The 24,536-nt window shown below is 34.1% G+C and carries 21 protein-coding genes; 10 read left to right on the top strand and 11 right to left on the bottom strand.

Annotated features, from left to right (window positions below; all coding sequences use genetic code 11):
• Nucleotides 1-534, top strand: a complete 534-nt coding sequence (locus EG348_RS10990; RefSeq protein WP_123983164.1) for a thioredoxin family protein — start codon at nucleotides 1-3, stop codon at nucleotides 532-534.
• Nucleotides 535-657: 123 nt separating this feature from the next.
• Nucleotides 658-2,742: an ATP-dependent DNA helicase RecG gene (gene recG / locus EG348_RS10985; protein WP_123983163.1), complete on the top strand. Its 2,085-nt coding sequence runs from the start codon at nucleotides 658-660 to the stop codon at nucleotides 2,740-2,742.
• Between the two features lie 612 nt (nucleotides 2,743-3,354).
• Here recG and EG348_RS10980 read toward each other — a convergent pair.
• The 4 genes from EG348_RS10980 to dapA all read right to left on the bottom strand — a co-directional run bounded on the left by EG348_RS10980 (nucleotide 3,355) and on the right by dapA (nucleotide 6,126).
• A complete protein-coding gene (locus EG348_RS10980) occupies nucleotides 3,355-3,804 on the bottom strand; it encodes a response regulator (RefSeq protein WP_123983162.1) in 450 nt (149 codons plus the stop codon).
• Nucleotides 3,797-4,378, bottom strand: coding sequence for a helix-turn-helix domain-containing protein (locus EG348_RS10975; protein ID WP_123983161.1), 582 nt, complete (start codon nucleotides 4,376-4,378; stop codon nucleotides 3,797-3,799). The genes EG348_RS10980 and EG348_RS10975 overlap by 8 nt, the downstream gene beginning before the upstream one ends.
• A gap of 296 nt (nucleotides 4,379-4,674) precedes the next feature.
• Nucleotides 4,675-5,178 (bottom strand): GNAT family N-acetyltransferase, encoded by a 504-nt coding sequence (locus tag EG348_RS10970; protein ID WP_123983160.1) that lies wholly within the window; start codon nucleotides 5,176-5,178, stop codon nucleotides 4,675-4,677.
• Between the two features lie 75 nt (nucleotides 5,179-5,253).
• The gene (dapA, locus tag EG348_RS10965; protein ID WP_123983159.1) at nucleotides 5,254-6,126 is read right to left on the bottom strand and encodes a 4-hydroxy-tetrahydrodipicolinate synthase; all 873 of its coding nucleotides are present in this window, start codon (nucleotides 6,124-6,126) and stop codon (nucleotides 5,254-5,256) included.
• A gap of 116 nt (nucleotides 6,127-6,242) precedes the next feature.
• On the opposite strand from dapA, the gene EG348_RS10960 reads away from it, so the two are divergent.
• Genes EG348_RS10960 through recO form a run of 4 tightly spaced genes read left to right on the top strand, consistent with a single transcriptional unit; the run spans nucleotide 6,243 to nucleotide 10,918 of the window.
• Nucleotides 6,243-7,001, top strand: coding sequence for a 5'-nucleotidase C-terminal domain-containing protein (locus EG348_RS10960; RefSeq protein ID WP_123983158.1), 759 nt, complete (start codon nucleotides 6,243-6,245; stop codon nucleotides 6,999-7,001).
• A complete protein-coding gene (locus tag EG348_RS10955; protein WP_123983157.1) occupies nucleotides 7,001-7,951 on the top strand; it encodes a bifunctional metallophosphatase/5'-nucleotidase in 951 nt (316 codons plus the stop codon). Before EG348_RS10960 ends, EG348_RS10955 begins: the two co-directional genes overlap by 1 nt.
• A gap of 1 nt (nucleotide 7,952) precedes the next feature.
• Nucleotides 7,953-10,232 carry a hypothetical protein gene (locus EG348_RS10950; RefSeq protein WP_185145476.1) on the top strand — a complete coding sequence of 760 codons (2,280 nt, stop codon included), beginning with the start codon at nucleotides 7,953-7,955 and terminating at the stop codon, nucleotides 10,230-10,232.
• Entirely contained in the window at nucleotides 10,232-10,918 is a 687-nt protein-coding gene (gene recO / locus EG348_RS10945; protein ID WP_123983156.1) for a DNA repair protein RecO, read from the top strand. The genes EG348_RS10950 and recO overlap by 1 nt, the downstream gene beginning before the upstream one ends.
• Nucleotides 10,919-11,089: 171 nt before the next feature.
• On the opposite strand, the gene EG348_RS10940 is transcribed toward recO, so the two are convergent.
• From EG348_RS10940 to EG348_RS10925, 4 genes are all read right to left on the bottom strand, one after another.
• Nucleotides 11,090-13,744, bottom strand: coding sequence for an MGH1-like glycoside hydrolase domain-containing protein (locus EG348_RS10940; protein ID WP_185145475.1), 2,655 nt, complete (start codon nucleotides 13,742-13,744; stop codon nucleotides 11,090-11,092).
• A gap of 326 nt (nucleotides 13,745-14,070) precedes the next feature.
• The gene (locus tag EG348_RS10935) at nucleotides 14,071-14,880 is read right to left on the bottom strand and encodes a glucose 1-dehydrogenase (RefSeq protein ID WP_123983154.1); all 810 of its coding nucleotides are present in this window, start codon (nucleotides 14,878-14,880) and stop codon (nucleotides 14,071-14,073) included.
• Between the two features lie 206 nt (nucleotides 14,881-15,086).
• Complete coding sequence (locus EG348_RS10930; protein WP_123983153.1) at nucleotides 15,087-15,560, bottom strand: GNAT family N-acetyltransferase; 474 nt, start codon at nucleotides 15,558-15,560, stop codon at nucleotides 15,087-15,089.
• 8 nt (nucleotides 15,561-15,568) lie between these two features.
• Nucleotides 15,569-16,186 (bottom strand): DUF1684 domain-containing protein, encoded by a 618-nt coding sequence (locus tag EG348_RS10925; RefSeq protein WP_123983152.1) that lies wholly within the window; start codon nucleotides 16,184-16,186, stop codon nucleotides 15,569-15,571.
• A gap of 256 nt (nucleotides 16,187-16,442) precedes the next feature.
• On the opposite strand from EG348_RS10925, the gene EG348_RS10920 reads away from it, so the two are divergent.
• On the top strand, nucleotides 16,443-18,020 hold the full coding sequence (locus EG348_RS10920; protein ID WP_123983151.1) for a GMC family oxidoreductase N-terminal domain-containing protein: 1,578 nt from the start codon (nucleotides 16,443-16,445) through the stop codon (nucleotides 18,018-18,020).
• Between the two features lie 181 nt (nucleotides 18,021-18,201).
• On the opposite strand, the gene EG348_RS10915 is transcribed toward EG348_RS10920, so the two are convergent.
• Both EG348_RS10915 and mqo read right to left on the bottom strand, forming a co-directional pair.
• Nucleotides 18,202-18,603, bottom strand: a complete 402-nt coding sequence (locus EG348_RS10915; RefSeq protein WP_123983150.1) for a hypothetical protein — start codon at nucleotides 18,601-18,603, stop codon at nucleotides 18,202-18,204.
• Nucleotides 18,604-18,699: 96 nt separating this feature from the next.
• Nucleotides 18,700-20,205, bottom strand: coding sequence for a malate dehydrogenase (quinone) (gene mqo, locus EG348_RS10910; protein WP_123983149.1), 1,506 nt, complete (start codon nucleotides 20,203-20,205; stop codon nucleotides 18,700-18,702).
• A gap of 441 nt (nucleotides 20,206-20,646) precedes the next feature.
• Between mqo and EG348_RS10905 the strand changes: the two genes are divergently transcribed.
• Genes EG348_RS10905 through EG348_RS10895 form a run of 3 tightly spaced genes read left to right on the top strand, consistent with a single transcriptional unit; the run spans nucleotide 20,647 to nucleotide 23,373 of the window.
• Nucleotides 20,647-21,747 carry a hypothetical protein gene (locus tag EG348_RS10905; protein WP_123983148.1) on the top strand — a complete coding sequence of 367 codons (1,101 nt, stop codon included), beginning with the start codon at nucleotides 20,647-20,649 and terminating at the stop codon, nucleotides 21,745-21,747.
• 4 nt (nucleotides 21,748-21,751) lie between these two features.
• On the top strand, nucleotides 21,752-22,579 hold the full coding sequence (locus tag EG348_RS10900) for a hypothetical protein (protein ID WP_123983147.1): 828 nt from the start codon (nucleotides 21,752-21,754) through the stop codon (nucleotides 22,577-22,579).
• 11 nt (nucleotides 22,580-22,590) lie between these two features.
• Entirely contained in the window at nucleotides 22,591-23,373 is a 783-nt protein-coding gene (locus EG348_RS10895) for a hypothetical protein (RefSeq protein WP_123983146.1), read from the top strand.
• Nucleotides 23,374-23,428: 55 nt separating this feature from the next.
• On the opposite strand, the gene EG348_RS10890 is transcribed toward EG348_RS10895, so the two are convergent.
• The gene (locus EG348_RS10890) at nucleotides 23,429-24,469 is read right to left on the bottom strand and encodes an NAD(P)H-dependent glycerol-3-phosphate dehydrogenase (protein WP_123983145.1); all 1,041 of its coding nucleotides are present in this window, start codon (nucleotides 24,467-24,469) and stop codon (nucleotides 23,429-23,431) included.
• Between the last annotated feature and the right edge of the window lie 67 nt (nucleotides 24,470-24,536).

The raw sequence follows: 24,536 nt of genomic DNA, 5'->3' as shown, positions 1-24,536 counted from the left end.
ATGAAGAAAATTATAAGCATATTCATCCTATTTATAGTAAGTTTTAGTTCTGCCCAGGTAAAATGGATGACTATTGAAGAGGCTTTAAAGGCTCAAAAAGAAAATCCTAAAAAAATATTGGTCGATTTTTACGCAGACTGGTGCGCTCCATGTAAGATTATGGATAAAAAAACATATGGACATCAGGTAATTGCTGATATTTTAAATGAAAATTATTATCCTGTAAAATTCAATGCGGAAGAAAAAAATTCTATCGAAATTTTTGACAGAACATTTTCAAATCCTAATACAGAGCAAAAAAAAGGAAGAAATTCTTTACATGAATTTACCCAATACATGAATGTATCAGCTGTTCCGAGCACTGTTTTTTTGGATGAAAAAGGAGGTCCTATCACTATTCTTCAAGGAGAATTATCCGCAAAAGAGCTTGAGCCTTATTTAGAACTTATTTCAAAAAATTTATATAAAAAAATCCGCACCCGGGAACAATGGGAAGATTATCAGAAAAAATTTAAATCTAAAATAAAAGATTAACTGATCATCCGGGATTCGAGTTTCCAAATAAAGAATTCAGACTTTCAATTTTTTTTGGAAGTCTTTTTTATTTTACCGAAATTCGAGACTTTATTTTTCATTCAGAATTCTGATCTCAAATAAATGACTTTAGAGACTTCCATAGAATATGTAAAAGGAATCGGTCCTGAAAAAGCCAAACTCATTAAAAATGTGTTAGGAATTTCCACTGTAGAAGATTTTCTTACCTTCTACCCTACCCGATATCTTGATAAAAATAAAGTATATAAAATTTCTCAGCTTCAGGAAAGTAGTATTGAGATTCAGCTTAAAGGAAAAATTACCCATGTTCAGGAAATTCAGACAGGAAAAGTGAAAAGATTGTCTGCAAAATTCAATGATGACACGGGAATGATGGATTTGGTATGGTTTCAGTATTCGAAATGGATGGTAGAACAGCTTCCTATCAATCGTGAGATCTATATTTTCGGGAAGATTAACGTTTTTAATAATCAATTTTCAATGCCACATCCTGAAATTGAAATTGATGAAAGAAAGGAAAACGACAATCGTTTAAGGCCTATTTATCCGAGTTCAGAAAAATTGACCAAAAGAGGTTTACATCAAAAATTCTTTCAGACAGTTTTAAGAAATATCTGCAAAGAAATCCCTAATCTGATACAGGAAAACCTTCCGGATTATATGATGAATTCTTTTAAGTTTATGTCCAGACAGCATACTTATTTAAATATTCATTTCCCGAAAGATCTCGACCATTTTGAGAAGGCAAATAACAGATTGAAATTTGAAGAGTCCTTCTTTTTTCAATTAGGATTTGGTTTAAAAAAACTTCATCATAAAACCCAATCTCAGGGAAATCCGTTTCCTGTGGTTGGAGCTCATTTTACAAATTTTTATGCAAATAATCTTCCTTTTGAGCTCACCAATGCTCAGAAAAGAGTTTTAAAGGAAATTCGTATGGATATGAAAAAGCCGATCCAGATGAACAGGCTTTTACAGGGAGATGTAGGTTCAGGTAAGACAATGGTTGCATTGTTAACGATGTTGATTGCGATGGATAACGGTTTTCAGAGCTGTCTGATGGCTCCAACGGAAATTTTAGCACAACAGCATTTTAACGGCATTAAAGATCTGCTGACAGATACAGGTATTAATATTCGTATTTTAACGGGCTCTTCCAAAGCATCCGAGCGGAAAATTATTCATCAGGAACTCGAAAGTGGCGAACTTTCTATTTTGGTAGGAACTCATGCTGTTTTGGAGGATAAAGTTAAATTTAAAAATCTCGGTTTAGCAATTATTGATGAGCAACACCGATTTGGGGTTGCACAAAGGGCTAAACTTTGGGCTAAAAATAAAATTCCTCCACATATTCTGGTGATGACCGCTACTCCTATTCCAAGGACGCTGGCGATGAGTTTTTACTCTGATCTTGATGTTTCTGTGATTGATGAAATGCCTGTTGGAAGGAAACCCATAATAACAGCTCACAGACGTGAAAAGGACAGAACTTTTGTGTATAATTTCTGTAGAGATGAAATAAAAAAAGGAAGACAGGTATATTTTGTTTATCCATTAATTGAAGAATCCGAAACACTGGATTATAAAAATCTGATGGAAGGGCTTGATCATGTAATGAATTCTTTTCCGGATTATAATGTTTCAATGCTTCATGGAAGAATGAAACCTGCTGAAAAAGATGCTGCAATGAATTATTTTGCGTCAGGAAAGGCGGAAATAATGGTTGCAACGACCGTAATTGAAGTTGGTGTAAACGTTCCAAACGCTTCGGTGATGGTTATTGAGAGCTCGGAAAGATTTGGATTGTCTCAACTTCATCAGCTGCGTGGCCGTGTGGGTCGTGGTGCTGAACAGAGTTATTGTATTCTGATGACTTCCGACAAACTATCCAAAGAAAGCAGAACCCGCATAAAAACAATGACGGAGACTAATGACGGCTTTAAAATTTCTGAGGTTGATATGCAACTGCGCGGTCCCGGAGATATTTTAGGCACTCAACAAAGTGGTGTGATAGATTTTAAAAGACTGGATCTTGTAAACGATTCTGCGATTATAAAAACCACAAAAAAAACGGTGGAAAAAATTCTGGAAGCAGATCCGCTGTTAGCAAAACCTGAAAATCTCGTCATCAAAAACTACTATTTGAGATATTACAAAGGCAAAAATAAATGGAGCAAAATTTCATAAAAAAAACCGCGAAAAGAAATCTTTTCGCGGTTCCCCCTTATAAAACTGTTATTTTGAAGAAATTATTTTGTACCGTTTTTAATAAAATATTTCAATAGTTATAGCTTTTAATATCTTGTGATTTGGTGTGAAAATATTTATACTTATTACCTGAAGTACTTTTTTAGCTATAACTATTAAAATAAATTTTAAAAAACAAAATGAATTATGTTTCCAACTTGTTTATTATAAAAACTAACCGTTTTTCGTTAAAGGAAATATGTAAATGAAACGAATATATTTTCCTTTAACTACTCTTGAGTTTTCATGATTGTACCGTTTTTTTAAAGATCTTCTTCGCTTTTAAAATTGGAAATTCATATAATCCATTTTGTTTTAACTAACATTGTAACTTATATAATTCAGTTTCTTAGTGAAACAATTATCTTCATTCATTTAATGTTTTTTATATCTAAACATTGTGTTAAAATTTCTTTTACAAAAGTGATGATATGCAATGGAAAAATTTTTATATCATTTTAATAATTCGTTACAAAATTTTCACCTTTGTGTGAATATTATGCAATAAATACTATATAAATAAGCATCAAACGAATTTATTAAACCTCTTATTTATAACACTTTCATGATAAAATTATCTCTGTTAAGCCCGGAAGTATAATACTGCCAGTTTATAGTGATTACTTCAGAAAGCACCTTTTTTAAGGCATTATAATCATCTTTCTTTTTAATAAAAATGTTGGCTCCGTTTACAAAGATCTCCTCAACTTCACTTTCCGATAAATTTTCAGAATAAATTGCGGTAACCATATTATCAAACCTAAAATCAGTTTTTAGTTCTGAAACGTATTCCAGACTGTTTTTCTGAGAAATATGATAATTCATAAACAAAATCTCCGGAATCTGAGCTTCTTTACTGTTCAGATATTCCATTAGATTTGCTACGTTGCTGAAACTTTGAATTTTAACCCCTATTTTTAATTCCTTTAGAATCTTTTTAAAAAGAATACGGTTTCCTTCGTCATCATCTACCAATATTACGCTAAGGTATTCTCTATTCATACTGCATTTTAGTATTGATGATCATACTTTGTACATTTCTTCTTTTCGTAATAATTTTTTGAAACTGAGAAGGCGTAACCCCTGTCATATTCTTAAACTGTGTACTCAAATGAGCAACACTGGAATAGTTCAGTTTATGGGCGATCTCCGTAAGACTTTGTTTATTACTGATGATCAATTCTTTTGCATACTCGATCTTTTGCAGAATAATGAAATTTTCTATAGACGTAAAAGTCACTTCCGAAAATAGATTAGACAAATATCCATAGCTATGATTCAGTTTTTCTGCAATATAAATGGATGCCTTTACAGGAATCATCTCTTCAGAAAATACCAGTTCTACAATTGCATCCTTTATTTTTTGCACCAAAGCCGTTCTTTGGCTTTCAATAATTTCTATACCGTAATCTTCAAGATTTTTCTTAAAAATAGTATGCTGTTCCTGAGTAAGCGATTCATAAAATTCTACTTCTCCAAAATTCAGCAAGCGATATTTCAAACCATGTTCCTTAAGTTTTTCATCCAATATCTTCTTACAAAGAGCATTGAAATCAAATTTTACATACATTTTCATCCTAGTATAAGTGTGTCAGTTTTTTTAGTAAATATAACACTTTATTTCAATTAAAAGTGAATTAGGAGTAAAAATCCCTAATTTTTGTATAAACGCAAAAAACTCCTGTATTGTTGAATACAGGAATTTAAACACTAAGGATGAAAAAAAATATACTGATGAAAAGCTAAAAAAGCTTAAAACCAAGCATATGAATGTATTATTGTAAAGTGATTTGGTTCTGATACAAAGATGAAATAATTAATAACATCACTTGTTATAGAATTACAATGGAATGTTACAGAATTTTAAGTCATTTATTTGTGAATTAAATACTCCATTAAATAATCGTCCATGAAAAAATTATTACCAATATCAAAAACCCCTTCATCATATACTTTATAACCTTGAGATTCATAGAATTTTCTTGCAGAATTAAACTTATTCACATTTAATATAATTCTTTTATCTCCCTTATCAGAAACTTCATTATTTAAAAATTCTAAGGCTTTTTTACCAAAACCTTTACCTTTACTTTCAGGAATCAGATAAATGCGGTGAAGTTTTGTAGTTTCTTTTTCATACCCGTTTTCATATCCTATAAAACCTTCAAAAGAGTCATTACTCTCATCCTGAATTAAAAAATAATGATAATTCGGGTTCTGCATATGGATCGAAATTTCTTCCTTAGAATACATTGTTCTCAACATAAATTCCATTTGTTCCTTAGAAAGTATCTCCGCATAAGCATTTTCCCAAGATCTTCTTGCCAGATCCTGAATCATAGGAATATCGTTTTCTGTGGCTTTTATAAATTTCATATTTTGATTTTTTATGATTAAAAAAAAGTGAAAAGCCATTGGCTTTCCACTTTTTTATTTATTAATAATTACTTCTTAAATTTTAGCCATTTCCGCTTTAATCTTGGCATACAATCCTTCTGAAGCACGAACCAGAGGAAGTCTTAAATAATTTTTAATGATTCCTTTTTCTGTTAATATAACTTTAATTCCGCAAGGATTTCCTTCAGCAAAAATCAATCTTGTGATATCAACTAATTTATTGTGGATTTCGTACGCTTCCTTTACTTTTCCGTCAAATGCCAATTGCACCATTGTAGAAAATTCTTTAGGATAACCTTGCCCGATCACAGAAATTACACCATTTCCACCTGCTAACGTTACAGGAAGCGTGTATTCATCATCACCGGAAACCAAATTGAAACCTTCAGGTTTTTTTCTTAAAATATCGAAATACTGTAAAATATTCGGTGCAGCTTCTTTAATTAAGAATAAATTAGGGAACTCTTTTGCCAAACGTAAAGTTGTTTCCGCTTCAACATTTTGTCCCGTTCTTGAAGGAACGTTATAAATAATAATATTTTTTCCTGTAGATGCCAAAGCCTTATAATGCTGATAAAGCCCTTCCTGATTAGGTTTATTATAATATGGAGACACAGAAAGTACCGCTTCAAAAGCTGAAAGATCTGTTTCCTCGATTTGTTTTTTAACTTCAAGCGTATTATTTCCACCAATTCCCAACACCAAAGGCAAGCGTTTACTATTCACCTTAATGATATGATCTACCACCTGTTTCTTCTCCTCATCAGAAAGCGTTGCAGCTTCTGCTGTAGTACCTAAAACAACTAAATAATTGGTTCCGTTCTCGATATTATACTCAACAAGTTTTGTTAAACTGTCGAAATCAACGGATAAATCTTCATTAAAGGGTGTCACCAACGCCACACCTACTCCTTTTAAAATGCTCATCTGCTAGAATTATTTTTGCCAAATTTAATAATTTAAGCTAAGAATTTATAATAAATAATAATGTTTTATTATACATATAATTATATTTGCATATACTAAAAGATAATTTGTTGCATATGAAAAATAAATTCTTGTTACTAGGAATTGCTCTGGCTACACTTTCTGCTTGTAAGACGGCTTCTCCGTTGCAGGTAGCAAATGTGAAGACTCAGAAAAACATTTCTATTAATAATGAGCTAAAGAATGATGAGGAGTTTGTAAAAATTATTGAACCTTATAAGCAAAAATTGGATAAAGAGATGAATCAAAAGATCTCCCACACCAATGTAGACCTTACAAAACAAGGAGATAATAGTAATTTAGGCAATCTTTTAGCAGACTATACATTCGATGGAGCTGATGTTTGGGCAAAATCAAAACTAAATAAAAATGTCGATGCCGCGTTGATTAATATCGGAGGAATTCGTACAACGATTGGACAAGGCGATATTTTATTGAAAAATGTGTTTGAAGTAATGCCTTTCGAAAATGAAGTGATTATTGTAAAAATGAAAGGATCAGATTTAGCCGGACTTTTTGATTATTATGCAAAAAATCAGGTAAATAATCCGGTTTCTCATTTATACATTGAAACAAACGGCGGACAATTATCTAAGTCTTTAATCAACGGAAAAGCGGTAAATCCAACGCAGGATTATTACATTGCAACGTCTGATTATCTGGCTTTAGGAGGTGACAACATGAAATTCTTCGCAAAAGGAGAATCTTTTCCTACAGGAATTAAAATGAGAGATCTTTTCATTGAATATTTCAAGAAAAACTCTGAAGTAGTTCCTAATACAGATGTTCGTTTAAATTTTATTGGTAAGAAGTAATGGATAGAAAAAAGTTTTTAAAAGCAATAGGTGGCGGAACTTTAGCAATGGCTTTAGCTCCGAATATGATGATGGCGGAAGAATTAAAAATTCTTAATTTAAAATCTGAAAATAAACTTACTATTCTTCATACCAACGATCAACACAGCAGAATAGAGCCTTTTGATGCAAGTTATACCAAAAATCCTAATCAGGGAGGTTTTGCGAGAAGGGCAAGTTTAATTCAGCAAATCAGAAATCAGGAAAGTAATCTTTTGCTTCTTGATTCAGGTGATATTTTTCAGGGAACTCCTTATTTCAACTTTTTCGGAGGTGAATTGGAGTTTAAATTAATGTCCATGATGAAGTATGATGCCTCAACCATGGGAAATCATGATTTTGACAATAGTTTAGATGGATTTTTAAAGGTTTTGCCTAATGCGCAGTTTCCTTTTATCTGTTCAAATTATGATTTTAAAAATACAATTCTTGACGGAAAAACTTCTCAATACAAGATTTTCAACAAAAACGGAATCAAAGTCGGTATTTTCGGAGTCGGAATTCAATTAGATGGATTGGTTGGTAAAAAACAATATGGTGAAACGGTTTACTCTGATCCCATCGATGTTGCTCAACATTATTCAAACTTCCTTAAAAACGAACAAAAATGTGATCTTGTGATCTGCCTTTCACACATCGGTTACGATTACAAAGACGAACCAAATAAAGTAAGTGATAAAATTTTAGCTGCTAAAACTGAAAATATTGATCTAATTTTAGGCGGTCATACCCATACTTTTTTACCTGAACCTCAAACTTTTACCAACAGACAAGGTAAAAATATTTTGGTGAACCAGGTTGGCTGGGCAGGTTTGCTTTTAGGTAGAATAGATTTCTTTTTTGATTCAAATAAAAATGTAAAACATATTTCCTGGAATAATCAGGCAATAGACAGCTCTATAATAGCATAATATGAAAAAATTCTCTATAATTTCTCTTGGTATTTTAGCATCCCTGCAATTGGTAAATGCTCAAACTATTTCTTCAAAAAAATGGTCGGATTTGTTTTCCTATAACAACGTTATCGCCATGAAAGAAGATAATGGAAAAATAGTTGCCGCGGCAGAAAACGGACTTTTCTACTATACAATTTCCTCAGGAGAAATTACCAAGCTGTCTAAAGCAAACGGCTTGCATGAGATAAAAATAACAGCTTTCGATTATAATCCACAAACTAAAGTAGGACTTATAGGATATCAAAATGGTTCTTTGGATGTTGTTACCTCGGATGGAGTGACTTATGTTGTAGATATTCCCATCGCTACAGGTTATAACGGAAGTAAAAAAATCAATCATATCTCAATTACAGGCGACAAAGCAGTAATTTCTGTAGGATATGGAGTTTCTATTTTTGACTTAAAAAAGAAGGAATTTAATGATTCCGCTTTCTTCCTGACAGGAGGGGTTTATCAGGCAAGTAACGAAGCCGTTTTGTTTGGAAACAAAGTTTATTCTGTAACTAATACAGGATTAAAAACCCACGAAATGAACAACACTTTTCCGGTATTTACGACTTGGGTAACAGAAATACCGGGGAATTTCACTCACATTGATTCTGAATCTGTACTTACATTTTCTTCGCCAACGACATCTTATATTTATAACAATGGTGTTTCTACGCCAATTGGGCAGACATTTACAAACGTTCGTGATGTTGTTGTAAATGCAAACAATATTATTGTAACAGATTTGGCAAGAGTATATGCTTTTAATACAAACGGAACGGCAGGTACTGTTTCAAGTTTTGGAGAAGAATGTAATACTGCTACCACTGTTGGCGGAAGGGTTTATGGCGGAACCATATTATCAGGTATAAAAAACGAAACTAATAATACCTTTAAACCAGATGGACCTTATCTCAACTATGCTTATAAAATTAGTTTACATGATAATAATCAAATTTTAGTTTCTACAGGAGGGAGAGAATCAAGATTTAATACCCCAATAAATAATCCCAAAAACCCTGGGTTTTATTTCTTTAATGGGATGGAATGGATCTATTCTTCTTATTTTGTAGGAAGTACAACGAGATTTAACGTTCTTGATGCTGTATTAGATCCGGCAAGTCCGGATGATGTATTTTTTACAAATTATACAACCTCAACTGGTCGTGGTCTATATAAAATGAAATACAATCCATCAAGCAAAGATTTTGATTTTGTTAAATATTATCAGTTATCACCAAGCTTTGGATTCTATCGTCCGGTAGGATTTGTTTCTGACGACCAAAATAGCTTATTTGCCTCTATAGCTTATACAGGCGATGTAAACACTGGTGGACAGGCAACAGGTATAGCCTCTTACGATAGAGCAACAGATGGTTTTATTATCAAAAATACTACTTCTTCAAGTGGAGCTGCTCAGAAACCTTATTATTATGAAGGATTGTTATGGGTACCAACACCAAGATTAAACAGCTTACTTGTATATGATTACAAAAAAACACCAAGCACTACGGATGATGTAGACTATATTATTGACCCATCAAACGGTTTACCATCAAACAATGGAGGAACACTTTCTGTCGCAATAGACAAATCAGGTGACGCATGGATCGGTACAGACAGTGGATTAAGAGTATTATCTAACGCTACAACAGCAATTAAAGAAGCAGATCCTCAAGCAGAACCTATCGTCATAGAACAAAACGGATTGGGTGAAGAACTTTTCAGAGATCTGCAAATATTACAGATTGAAGTAGATGCCGGAGATCACAAATGGGTTTCTATAGACGGTGGTGGCGTATATTATTTATCGGCAGACGGCCAGCAAACTATTAAACATTTTACAAAAGAAAACTCTCCTTTGCCAACAAACAGTATTACTGATATTAAAGTTGACAGAAAAACAGGAAAGGTATATTTCGCATCATATGACGGGATCGTTGTCTATCAAGGAGATGTAGCAGATGTTACTTCCGGTTTTGGGAATGTATTGGTTTATCCTAATCCTGTTGTGTATTCAAACTTTAAAGGAAAAGTTACCATTAAAGGTTTAGCAGAAAAAACAAATATCAGAATTGCTGATGTTGCAGGAAATGTAGTTCATTCAGCGGTTGCCAGAGGTGGTTATTATGAATGGGATCTTAACAATATGAGAGGTACAAGAGTCGCTTCCGGGATCTATTTTGTATTAATGACCAACGAAGATGGTTCTGATAAAGCTACCGCAAAAATAGCTGTGGTTAATTAATGAATTCTCAAAACGGATTTCTACTTTCATACATAAAATATGGGGAAAATGATGCTGTACTGCATTGTTTTACTGAGGATGACGGGTTTCAGACTTATTTCTTAAAAGGAATTTACGCCAAAAGAAATAAGAAAAAAGCCCTCCTTCTGCCTTTGAGTAAACTTAATTTTTCTCTAAATCCGTTAAAAGGAAACGGAATACAGACAATTTCAAAATTTGAATTGGCAAAAAGCAACGATATTTATACCGATATCAGATGTAATTCTGTCGTCTTTTTTGTTTCAGATTTTTTAAACCAAAACTTAAGGCACGAAAACAAAAATCACAATATTTTCTTTTGCCTTGATGAGTTTATAGATGAATTGGAAAATCAAAACTATCAGTCTCATTTAATTTTTTTAATTAAAATTTTAAAAATTCAGGGTGTTGCGCCTTTGTTAGGTGATGGAAAATATTTAGATCCGGAAACAGGAACTTTTTCTTTAATATCAACTCATCAGCTTTTTACTGAAGAAATCTCATCAATGTGGAAAAACATTATTTCCTCAGCAAATCCTTACCAGATAAAAATTAATTCATCATTAAGAAAAGACTTTCTGGATAGTGTTTTGGTTTATTATCATTATCATATTACAGATTTTAGGACACCAACTTCTTTAGAAGTGATTCAACAGATTTTTGAGTAAAAATTAACCATTTTTTCATATGTATCATCTTTGTCATTCCGTAGGAATCTATACTTATTTTGTAGAGATTAAATTATGAAAATCATTGTTTAGATTCCTACGGAATGACAAAGATGGTATTAAATTTTGTGACTTAAGATTTACAACAAATCTCTTTGTTATATGCTTTTATTATTTTGCATCATTCGGCATTTCCGTTTCAGATTCTGCCATTTCCTTTTTGGTAAATCTTGGCTGAAGAATTTTCGCAATCAACCCCGTCCAGCCCGTTTGGTGAGAAGCTCCTACTCCACGGCCATTGTCCCCGTGGAAATATTCATAAAACAAAATATAATCCTTAAAATCTGGATCAGTTTGAAACCTTGGATATTGTCCGTTAAAAGGTCTGTCACCATTTTCATCTTTTAAAAATAGCTTAGATAATCTTTTACTTAAAGCGTCTGCAATTTGATCTAAATTAGAATAATTCCCACTTCCTGTAGGATATTCTACCATAAAATCCGGACTGTAATAAAAGAAAAAACGCTGCAGACTTTCAATAATTAAAAAATTGATAGGAAACCAAATCGGACCGCGCCAATTGCTGTTTCCACCAAAAAGTCCGCTGTCACTTTCTGCCGGAGTATATTTTACAGAATAATCCGTTCCATTCAAATTGAGTTGATAAGGATTTTTTTCATATTCTTTAGACAAAGCACGAACGCCGTAATCACTTAAAAACTGTTCAGGATCAAGCATTCGGCTTAATAATCTCTTCAAACGATGACCTCGCAAAAGCGAAAGTAAGTGTTTGGAATCCTGACCTTTCACTTCCCAACGGGAAACCAAAGAAGCCAACTCAGGTTTATTTTCCAGCACCCAATTCATTCTTTTCTTAAAATTGGGCAATTTTTCGATCATTTCATCATCAATAACCTCAACGGCAAACATTGGAATCAGACCAACAATCGTTCTCAATTTCAAATACATATGAGTCCCGTCATTGGCCGCAAGCGCATCGTAGAAAAACTCATCCTGCTCATCCCAAAGGCTGAAACATTCATCACCCATATTCTCGAGAGAATTGGCAATCGAGAGGAAATGCTCGAAAAATTTCATCGCCATTTCTTCATACACTTTGTTATAAAGAGCCAATTCCAGAGCAATTCTCATCATGTTTAGCGCAAACATTGCCATCCAGCTTGTTCCGTCGGACTGTTCCAAATGCTCACCATTCGGAAGTGGCATATTTCTGTCGAAAACTCCAATATTATCAAGCCCTAGAAATCCGCCTTCAAAAATATTATTCCCGTTGTTATCTTTTTTGTTAACCCACCACGTAAAATTCATCAAAAGCTTTTGAAAAGCACTTTCAAGAAACTCCAGATCGGGTTTTTCGTTTAAATATTCATCAATTTTAAACACCCTAAAAACCGCCCAGGCATGAACCGGAGGATTCACATCACTGAAATTCCATTCGTACGCCGGAAGTTGACCGTTTGGATGCATGTACCATTCAAAAAGGAATAATTTTAACTGATGTTTGGCAAAACCAGGATCAATTAAAGAAAAACTGATCGTATGAAAAGCCAAATCCCAAGTCGCATACCACGGATATTCCCATTTATCGGGCATTGAAATGATATGCTCGTTGTTGAGATGTTTCCATTCATAATTCCTGATTTTTTCGCGGGATTTTGACGGATTAACTTCTGCAGGATCGCCTTTCAACCATTTTTCAACGTTGTAATGGTAGAACATTTTATTCCATAACATTCCTGCAAAAGCCTGTCTTTGAACCAGTTTTTCGTCATCAGTTTTTATTCCTTCCTGAATTTCACTATAAAACTCGTCTGCCTCTTTTTGTCTTGAATTAAAAATTTCATTAAAATCTTCAAAAGGCTGTTTCAAATCTTTATCTGAAAGTCTAAATTCAAATACTTTAGTCTCTTTAGCTTTAAAATTTTCATCAATAAAAAACGAAGCCTTTGTTCCTATATCTTTTGGATTGATGGCTTGAGAGTTTCCATTAATTACAAAATCATTGATTCCGTCTTTACAGTATTTTGTGTTATTAGGAGACTGATAAAGCCTTTCATTATTAGTTTCATTGTCACAAAAAAGTGTTTTTAAAGACTGTTTTGCGTATATGTTTTTTGTTTCTAAATCTTTGTGATTAATTTTTATTGAAGTAGCTTCTTCTGAACTTAATTGAGGTTTATAATCATCATATCCCCAATTCCATGTGTTTCTGAACCAAATTGTTGGAAGTATAATTAATGGAGCTTCCTTTTCAGATTTATTGATAATGGTAAGCTTTACCAAAATATCATTCTGACTTTCCTTTGCATACTCAATAAAAATATCGAAGTATTCATTTTGATCAAAAATTCCGGTATCAATTAATTCGTATTCCGGTTCATCTTTTGTTCTTTCTGCATTTGTCTGTATCAAATTTTCATACGGAAAGGTATTTTGAGGATATTTGTACAGCATTTTCATGTAAGAATGCGTCGGGGTAGCATCCAGATAATAAAAATATTCTTTGACATCTTCGCCGTGATTTCCCTGTCCGTTTGATAAGCCGAAGAAACGTTCTTTCACCATTTTATCTTTTTTATTCCAAAATCCTACGGAAAAAACAAGTTTTTGAAGATCATCACAGATACCGCAAATGCCTTCTTCGCCCCATCTGTAGGTTTTTGCTTCCGCGGAATCGTGGTTGGTATAATTCCATGCGTCGCCATTTTCGCTGTAATCTTCACGTACCAATCCCCATTCTCGGTTGCTGACATAAGATCCCCATTTTTTCCATGTAATGTCTGAAAGTCTTTCTTTTTCCTTCATAATTGATAAATGATTAATGATAATTGATTAAAAGGGTGAATGGTTAATTTTGCTTCGCAAGTCAATGGTCAATTTTAAACTTTTTGTGATAAAATGAATGGTCAATTTATTTTTAGCGTGAATTCTGAATTTAATGTACAAATTAAAAAAAATTGACAAACGAAGTGAATTCACTTTTCACAATTGACACTCAAACGACCTCCGTTTCAACTTTGACGGTCTCGCGCCCCGGATTGAACGGTCTGTCTGAGCTCTTTTTGTAAGCCTCGGAAAATGCAAGGGACAAAAAAGCGAGTAGTGAAAGCCGGAAATGTGCGCCAAAATAATTAGCCTCCTGTTGAAAAGCTTTCAAAAGTTGTCATTCCACCGTCTACAAAAATACTTGTCCCTGTGATGTAATCTGCGAGATCGCTCGCTATAAATGCTGCCAGATTTCCGATGTCCTGTGGTTGCCCGATTCTGTTGTAAGGAATTAAATTAAGAAGAGAATTTAATGCTTCTGGAGTTCCCCAGGCGTCTTTATTGATCGGCGTTTGAATGGCTCCAGGACAAATAGAATTAACACGGATTTTATCTGCTCCGTATTCCTGGGCCAACGTTTGCATCAACATTCTGATGGCGCCTTTACTCGAAGCGTAATTCGCGTGACCTGCCCAAGGAATGATCTCGTGAACCGAACTGATATGAATGATTTTTCCGCAGGCAATAGATCGTGTAGGATCAATTCCGCGACGAAGAAATTCTTTGATCGCTTCTCTAGCACAAAGAAACTGACCTGTAAGATTGATTCCGATGACGGTATTCCATTGATCAAGCGTCATTTCTGTGAATTTGGCGTCTTTTTGCACTCCAGCATTATTCACAAGAATGTCAACCGTTCCAAATTGTGAAACTACATCCTGAAACATTTTTACCACCTGATCTTCTTTGGAAACATCACATTGATAGGTAATTCCGTTTCCGCCTGCATCTGTAATTTCTTTTAAAACAGCTTTGGCTTCGTCTGTAGATCTTTCCGAAGAATGGTTCACAATAATTGTTGCGCCCGCTGATGCCAATGATTTGGCTACTCCTGTTCCTATTCCGCTTGAAGCTCCGGTAACGACTGCTACCTGATTACGAAGTGATATTTCCATGTTTTATTATTTGATGTTACTCAAAGTTAGCAGAAAGTATCACGCCAAACAGGAAATTATATCATTAAATTTTTCTTAAAGTTTAGAAATAATCGGTTTCCGCTAAAGCCTTTTGGAATTTATTTTTATTGTGAAACGGGCTAAATCCCGCTCTTATTGATTGGTAAGATTATCCTATCGTAAGCGAGAATAAAATTGGTGAAATTTCAAAGTTTTTTGTACATCAAACGCTGTGGACCACTTCTTCCAATTCTTGTTTTGCCATCAAACTTATATCCTACTTTGATATAGAGATCATAAGCGGAGTTATTATTTTGATTCACGGCCAACACAATTTCGTCACAGTTTTTGAAATTTTCTTTTACAAAATCATCAATCTGAATCATAGAAGCTTTTCCAATTCCTTTACCTTGAAATTTTGGATTGATTGATAAAGACCTCAACAAAGTGGAATTTGGGTTATCTGTAAGGTCAAGTTTGTCTTCTCCGAAATCTAATGTGAAAAAACCGGCCGCTTTTTCATCCTCAAAAATGGTTATCGGAAATTCTAAACCGGTATTGCGTTCTTTTATTCTATTTAAAGCAAATTCTGCTGTGGATGTATATTTTGACTGAACCTCATCCAATATATAACTAACTTCTGAAAAGTCTTCCCTTTTGAAAAAATTTAACTTGACCATATTAGATTTTAATGATGATAAATGTCTTCATACATAACTCCTGCGCGAATTTCCACAGGTAATTTATTCTCCTCAGGAACGATCGGGCAATTATAGTCGTAAGCATTATAAGCGCAAAATGGCTGATAAGACTTATTAAAATCCAGTACAATTGTATTTCCTTTCGGAATGGTGAGATCCATATATTTTCCGCCGCCGTAGGTTTCTTTTTCATTCGTCAGATCGTGGAAAGGAAGGAAAAGATAATCCTTGTATTTTTTTTGTTTGATTAAATCTAAGCTTTGGTATAAGGTTAAAGTATAGGATTTTCCGTCCAGCTCAAAAGTTGCTTTCCCGTATTCTCTGTAAGATTTTGTTTTTCCGGATGATGTTGGAAGATCAAAAGGCTTTGGATTTTTAGTCTTTATAAATTTTGCATTGACCTTATATTTGGGGCTAAAAGGAAAGAAAGGATGACCTTTGAAATTGGTGAAATTATCTCCACGCAAAGGCGTTTCCTTGGAATTAAGATATTCTGCATTCAGCTCTTCCTGAAATTTCTTCACCTCCATCACATCTTTTGAAACCATTTTTTGAGAGAAAACAAACAATGGAAACATCAACATTATCAATATGTATCTTTTCATAAACTTATTAAGTAATTAAAGTTTAAAACTATGAAATTTTAATTTTATAAAGATTAAAAATATATTACAAAGCATTCATTTTTTTCATTAAAAATAAAATTCATCAAATAAAATTATTTAAAGATTATTTTAAACTAAAAAATCACAATAAAAGCCAATTAAAAGACAAATAATGAGATTTATAACTTAAAATAGAACTAAAATAATTCTCTAGCATGTTTTTTGGATAGGGAGATAAGAAAAACAGATCATACAAATGAACAGAAAAAAATTTATCCAATCCAGCTTTCTTGCCGTTGGCGGTTTTTATTTTTTAAATTCCAATCTTTTTAAGGCAACACAACCGAAAATTAATGAGCAGAAGGAAACTGAAGCTCCAATTATCATTATCGGTTCCGGATATGGCGGTGCAGTTTCTGCGCTAAGACTTTGTGAGGCCGGAAAAAAAGTGCTCATGTTGGAAATGGGGCTAAACTGGGAGAAATCAGGAATTCCTTTTTCTAATTTACTTAAACCTGGGAAAAGTTCGGCATGGCTGAGAAAGAAAACCATTGCTCCGTTTATGAATCTCTTCAATTTAACTCCTTTCACAGGAGCTTTGGATAGAATAGAATTTGAAAACATCAACATTTGGATGGGAAGAGGTGTTGGCGGAGGATCTTTGGTAAACGGCGGTATGGCTGTAACTCCAAAGGAAGCTTATTTCAAAGAGGTTTTTCCTAACCTTGACGCCGAAAAATTCTATAATTTCTATTTTCCATTAGCTCGAAAAGAACTTAAAGTAAATGTAATTGATGAGCAGTTTTTAAAAGACTGTCCTTACTATAAATTTACAAGAGTCGGTGAAGAAGAAGCGCACAAAGCAGGCTTTAAAACAATGAGAGTTCCGAATGTGTATGATTTTAAATACATGGAAAAGGAATATAAAAATGAAGTTCCGCGTTCTGCACTGAATACTGAAGTGATCTATGGAAATAATCACGGTAAAAACAGTTTAGATAAAACCTACCTTAAAAAAGCTCTAGACACAGGAAACCTTGAGATCCTTGATCTTCATTACGTTGATAATATCAAACTTAATGCAGATAAAACCTATACTCTGAATGCTCAAAACATCAATACCTCAGGCGATGTTGTGGCTGAAAAAGTTTTTCATTGTAAAAAACTGATTATGGCTGCCGGCACAATGGGAACCTTAAAACTTCTACTTCGTTCTAATGCGATTAACGATTTTCCGATTGGTCAAAACGTAGGAAAGAACTGGGGAAATAATGGAAACTTTATGACGGGAAGAAACTTTGTAAATCCTCTTCATGGAGGAACAGGTACTGAGCAATCTACAATTCCTGTAGGTGGCGTAGATAATTGGGATGATAAAGAACATACATTCTTCACAGAAATTGCACCTCTCCCGATGGGAATGGATGTAGCCACAGCTTTATACTTACTCATCAACAAAGTAGACAAAAAAGGGCAGGTTTCTTATAATAAAACCAATAAAAAACTTGTCTTAGACTGGGATAAGACCCACACCGAAAAGATGAAAGAAAATGCTGATTATTTCATCAAAAAAATGAATAAAGCCAATGGAGGTACAAGAGCACATCTTCTTTTTGACAACGGTTTTGGGGCAGATATCTGCTATCATCCACTCGGAGGTTGTGTATTAGGAGAAGCAACCAACAAATATGGAAAGTTAAAAGAACATGATAACCTGTATGTTTTAGATGGTTCTTTGATTCCCGGGACGATTGGAGTGAATCCTTTTGTGACGATTGTTGCCATTTCAGAATATTGTATTGAAAATCTTATTAAACAAAATGAATTTGCTTAGACCCTTCTGATTTAAGATTATTAAGATATTTTTCAACTCCATTAGATTAATGGAGTTGATTTTTTTTGCTGATTATTTTTATTTTTTTAAACACAAAGAACACAAAGGTTTATTAAAATTGGCATGCATATTTTCGTTCGCAGAGGCGTTTGACTCAGCAAAGTTCACCAAAAATTTTCAATTAATATGCTTCTGAAATTTTAACGCGATATACATCCAAGGAATTTCTTTTAATAGATTCTACAAAAAAACCGCCTTCTTCGGGAATTACTTCCATTAAATCAAAGCTTTTGCAGTCTTTCGGAAGTCCTGAAAATATTAATGTAAACCAAAAATCCTTCATAAAAGGAACAACCGTCCAGTTGGGAGATATGGAAATATTTTCTGCGTGGATCAATTTACTTTTATGGTCAGAATTATTATCAAAAAGATAGGTTGAATTCCAAATTCTGATCAGATTACCCAAAAATGGAGATGCAGGAAAACAACAATGAACAATGACCTGTTTTTCTTCTTCTATTTTCGTCTGAAGGGCTTCCAGAAGTTCTTTTGCTATGATGGGTTTTACAATTGTATCTGACATCTCTGATTATGAATAATAGGTAATGTGCAATGAGGTAATTACTAATCAGCAAAATTAATCATTTATTATCCATTGCACGTTACTTATTATCTATGTTTAATATTCTAATCCTAATTTTTCTTTTGTATAAGTTCTTACCTTTTCTGTAAGCTCAGGATTTCCGGCTAATTTTTGTCCGTAAGAAGGAATCATTTCCAATAATTTATCTTTCCATTCTCCATTAAGCTTTTCCGGGAAGCATCTTTCAAGAACATTCAACATTGCGTAAGCCGCTGTGGATGCTCCGGGAGATGCTCCTAATAATGAAGCGATAGTTCCGCTCTTATTGACAACGACTTCGGTTCCAAATTCTAACTTTCCACCGTCTTTTTCATCTTTTTTGATGACCTGAACTCTTTGTCCGGCCACTTTCAATTCCCAATCTGCTTCGTTGGCATCTTTAACAAATTCTCTCAAATGCTGTATTCTTTGAGCCTTTGTCATGGCAACCTGCTGCACAAGATATTTCGTTAACGGAATATTATGCCACCAAGCTCCGAATAAAGATCTGATGTTTTTAGTATTAACACTTTCGGGAAGGTCAAGATAACTTCCTTCTTTCAGGAATTTTGTTGAAAACCCTGCAAATGGACCAAAAAGCAATGCTTTTTTACCATCAATAATTCTTAAATCTAAATGTGGAACCGACATTGGCGGTGCATCTACAGTTGCCTGCGTGTAAACTTTAGCCTGATGTTTTTCCACCAATTCAGGATTATGCGTTACCAACCATTCTCCTGAAACGGGGAATCCACCGTAACCTTCACTTTCTTTAATATCCGAACTGTCTAATAATGGAAGTGCGTAACCTCCGGCTCCGATAAACACAAAATCTGCAACCACTTCCTGTTTGTGATTGTGAATTCTGTCTTTCACCTTCATTTCCCATTGTCCGTTTTCTCTTGGGTCAATATCTTTCACTTCGTGATAAAGGAACACCTCAACATTAGAATCTTCCAACAAATGTCTTCCCATTTTTCTTGTTAAAGAACCAAAATTTACATCTGTTCCCATATCCATTTTGGTGGCAGCCATTATTTCAGATTCATTTCTTTTGCTCATCACCAAAGGAATCCATTCTCTTAACTTGTCGTGATCTGTGGAAAACTGCATTCCGTTAAACAAAACAGATTCTGACATTTTATCGTGACGTTTTTTTAAATATTCAGCATCTTTTTCACCAAATACCAAACTCATGTGCGGACAAGAATTAATGAAATCTTTTGGCTCCTGAATATATCCTTTAGTCAATAAATATGACCAAAACTGTTTTGAGATCTCAAACTGTTCTGCAATGCTTTCTGCTTTTGAAATATCTATTGTTCCGTCCGGTTTTTCGGGAGTATAATTAAGCTCACAAAAAGCGGAGTGTCCGGTACCTGCATTATTCCAGGCTGCGGTACTTTCTTTAGCAAACCTGCCAAGCCTTTCGAAGATTGCGATCTCAAGATTGGGATCAAACTCGTGTAATAATGTAGCTAAAGTGGCACTCATAATTCCGCCACCTATTAGTACAACGTCGTATTTTGGTTTCGGCGTTCTGCTTGTAAGCGATTGTGACATAATTCTAAATTTTACATCAAATTTCGTGAAAAGTTTTAGAAGTTAAGTTGCATTTAACGATTTTAACACGTTAATTTTCAACTAATTTAAACACGCGTTCAATACATTTTATACAAAAAAGCGACACTATAAAGTATTTTAAAAATTATTTGTGTAAAATTTAAAAAAAATGAGGCAAAAATAATTTATCCTTAAAGGGGGATTTCCATAGTTATTATTTTATGCCATCCATAGTCATTTTACTTAAGTATTTTATCAACAATCAGTGATAAAAAATGTTAATTTAAAGCCATAATTCGTTAAAATAATGAAAAATAAACTAAAAAATATCAATAAAAATAAATATTTTGCATTTATATTAATATTTTAATTAATTTTGTAACAATTAATACAGCTTAAACTGACATTAATTGATTATTTCGAACTAAAACATATACAGGGATGAAAATTTTTAACTTGGTGAGCATACTGCTCGCTACTATGACATTTGCCCAAAGTGGAAATGTCGGAATCAACACGTCCACTCCGGACGCAAGTGCAATCTTACACATTGACAACTTTAACGGAACTCCTGCCACTGCTACAGCTACTATATTAGGAGGTGCTGTAACAGCAATCAACATTACAAATGGAGGAAGCGGCTACACAAGCCCACCAACCATTAATTTTTATGGCGGAGGCTCTATTATAAATGGCGGCTCAAAAGCAAGAGCAACTGCCGCAGTTTCAGGAGGTGTAATTACCGGGATTTTGATAAATAATGGGGGAACCGGCTATACAACCGCCCCAACCGTCGTAATATCCGGGGGGAATAAAGGAGTTTTATTTCCAAGTCTGAATATAGCCAATCTAAGCAGTACAACTACTCCCGTAACATCACCTACAGACGGGCTTTTAGCTTTTAACGGTGGAACGAACAGTAATAATAAAGCTTTACATTTCTTTAACAGCACGATTGGCCAGTGGCAAAGTACCATTGATGCAGAAAATACACCTAAGATCGCGTATATACAATTTACCGGAAATTTAGCCGTGTTAGATAATTCAATACAAGGTTTAAGTGAAAGATTATTGAAAAATCCGCTTTCTGTATCTGGAGTTTCCAATATTAACGGATTTAAAGTTTTGCCTTATGACAATGCTTATTCTTTAGTTTTACCACAGGGAAATTATTTGATTGAAGTGAATCTTAATCTTAATTCTCCTCAGGAAAATCCGGCCGGATATAATGGAACAGCACCTCTTACAGGAAGTTCTTATTATGTGATGGGATATTTTATAGATTTCTATAATGATATTTATAATAATACAACAGGTGTTTTCACTCCATCAACTTCAGCTAGAAAAGAAGTTCCTATTGTTTCTAAGGTAAGTACCAACCACTTGGCGACATGGTCTTATTACTATTCTGTACCCGCGAATGCAAATGCCAATGTTATCGGAGGTTTAAGATTATACCTCGGAAGAATGCAGAACAGTACATTCTATGATCTGGTCAACATCATTTCTGATGAATCTTATATTAAAATTTCAAAGCTTTAAAAACATGAAAAATACAATTATTTTAATTTTAATGACGATTTCCAGTGTTTTTAACGCACAAGTAGCCATTGGAAAAACAAACGTTGATAATTCTGCCGTATTGGATATTTCAGGGGCTACTAATAAGGGAGTTTTGCTTCCCAGAGTTGATATTGTAGATATTTTAAACAATACTTCACCAGTATCTAATCCCAAAGAAGGTCTTATCGTATATAATAAAGGAAACACTATAAGCCCCGGAATTTATGTCTGGAAAAATAATATGTGGAGCCAAATTGCCGACACTTATAATCTTGTAAGTTATCTTGTATTACAGAGAACAACAAATTATTCTGTATTAGGAAACACTACAAACGGTTCGTACAAAAACTTCAATGACGCAGCTTTTACCGTCCTTTCCAATGATATCGGAGCGACTTACAACAGTTCAACCGGAGTTATCACTTTACCAGGAAACAGTGGATATTTGGTGAATATTTGTTTAAACATCACCGATAATCTTGAAGGCACAACCAATGGAATCGGGAATACGCAAATTCACCTGCATCAATACACTTTGAAACTAATAGATCCGGTAAGCGGAACTCAATATGGAAAGACCATCAGTATTAATGCTCAGTCTAACGCAAGTACAAAAACACATACCTTAAACCTGAGTTTTTCTTTTGTAACCAATTCTGCAACGCCAATCAATCTGTTGCCTTCAATAGCTCATGCAAACGGAGGTACCTATCAATTGGGCAACGGTGCTACTACAACAGCAGCAAGTACCGGAGAAATCATTATCACCAATGCAAAAGTTGATATTCAAAGATCTGCACTCAACCAATAATTTTTAAAGAGATGAAAAAACTTAATTATATATTTATTTTTCTATTATTCGGTATTAAAATATTTTCGCAAGTAGGTATCAATACCACGACACCAAATGCGAGCAGTGTTTTAGATATCAATTCTACGAATAAAGGAGTCGTTTTTCCGCAATATGATCTTACGGTACTAAACAGTACTACTAGCCCAGTGGCAAATCCTGTCAGCGGTTTAATGATCTACAACAAAGGTGGAGCATCTACCTATCCGAAAGGGTATTATGTTTGGATAACCAATCAATGGCAAAGAACCATTCTTGGAGGAACAGAGCCACAGATCATGTCGGTTAACAATATTACAGCGTCTACTACGAATATATTAATTCCTACAGGAAGTACCAATAATACGATGTCTAATTTTACCGTTGGATCCAACAAAATAACAGGAGGTTCTCTCGCAGCAGATAAATCTACTATTACACTGCCGGCAGGAACCTACATCATCAGATATGCTGTGGATGCGAGTAATGATAACAATAATACCGGACCCGCAAACACACAATACATGTCGCAGAATCTTACCTGTACACGTTCTTATTTGATCAACGCTGCAACAACTGCAACGATATCGGAAACTAACAGGATGTGTCAATTATCCAATTCATTTACATTTTTTCAGGGAACATTTTTTCTGAAATTAACTGCACCAACAACGATCAGACAAAAATTTGAATTTGATTCAGGAAATGGCTTTACAAGCAGTAATCTTTTGATAAGATCATCTTTTTCTTTAATTATCATAAAGCTGAGTCAATAAGAAGTTTGAGTTTTATACAATAAAAAAGCAAGGCCTAAAAACCTTGCTTTCTTTATTAATTTAGTTTTGCAGTGAGTTTTTTGAACTGTTTTTCTGCATTTTTACCTTCATATAAAATTCCGTAAATCGTATCTACGATTGGAAGTTTAAGGTTTTTCTGTTTCGCTGTTTTATAGATAGAATCTGCAGCGTAATAACCTTCTGCAATCATATTCATAGACTGAATTGCAGATTTTACGGTATACCCTTTTCCGATAAGGTTTCCTAAGCTTCTATTTCTTGAGAATAATGAATAAGCCGTTACTAGTAAATCCCCTAAATAAGCACTTTCATTAACGTCTCTCGGAGCTTCATAGATCGCTTCAAGGAAAGTTTCCATCTCACGGATCGCGTTGGAAACGAAAACAGCCGTAAAGTTATCTCCATAGCCCAATCCGCTTGCAATACCTGCTCCAATCGCGAAAATATTCTTCAAAATAGCACTATATTCATTCCCAAGAACATCTTTGCTTGAATGTACTTTTATAAAATCTGAGTTGAAAATATTAAATAACTTCTCAGAAACCTCATCTTCCACAGTCGCAATGGTAAGGTAAGACAGTCTTTCCATCGCCACTTCTTCTGCGTGACAAGGTCCTGCTATTACAGCCTGGTTTCTAAAACCTATTTTAAATTCATCTCTTAAATAATGGGCAACTACATCATTCACTTTAGGAATAATTCCTTTGATCGCTGAAACGAAAATTTTGTCTTTATAATCGCAATTCATTTTATCCAACGTATCGGACAAATAAATTGACGGTGTTGCCAACACAACGATATCACAGGCAGAAACTAATTCGTTGATATCTGTTGTTAATTTTAAATTTTTAAGATTAAAAGTGGCTGCCGTAAGGTAATTTGGGTTATGACCACGAAGTTCGATCGCACCTTTTACAAACTCACTTCTCACGCACCAATGTACTAATTTACAGTTCTCAACAAGCATTTTTACAATCGCCGTTGCAAAACTTCCACTTCCCACAACACCTACTGAAACCTCCTTTTTATTCTTTTTAGGATTTGAAGATTCTGAAATTGTTTTCTTTTTCGTCATAATTGAAATGTGAACTGCAAATATATTAAAACAAAGATTCAACAAAGCTTTTCAAGGGATGATAAAC

The sequence above is a fragment of the Chryseobacterium sp. G0201 genome (assembly GCF_003815655.1).
Lineage (GTDB): Bacteria > Bacteroidota > Bacteroidia > Flavobacteriales > Weeksellaceae > Chryseobacterium.
This window is presented reverse-complemented; position numbering and strand designations above follow the sequence as displayed.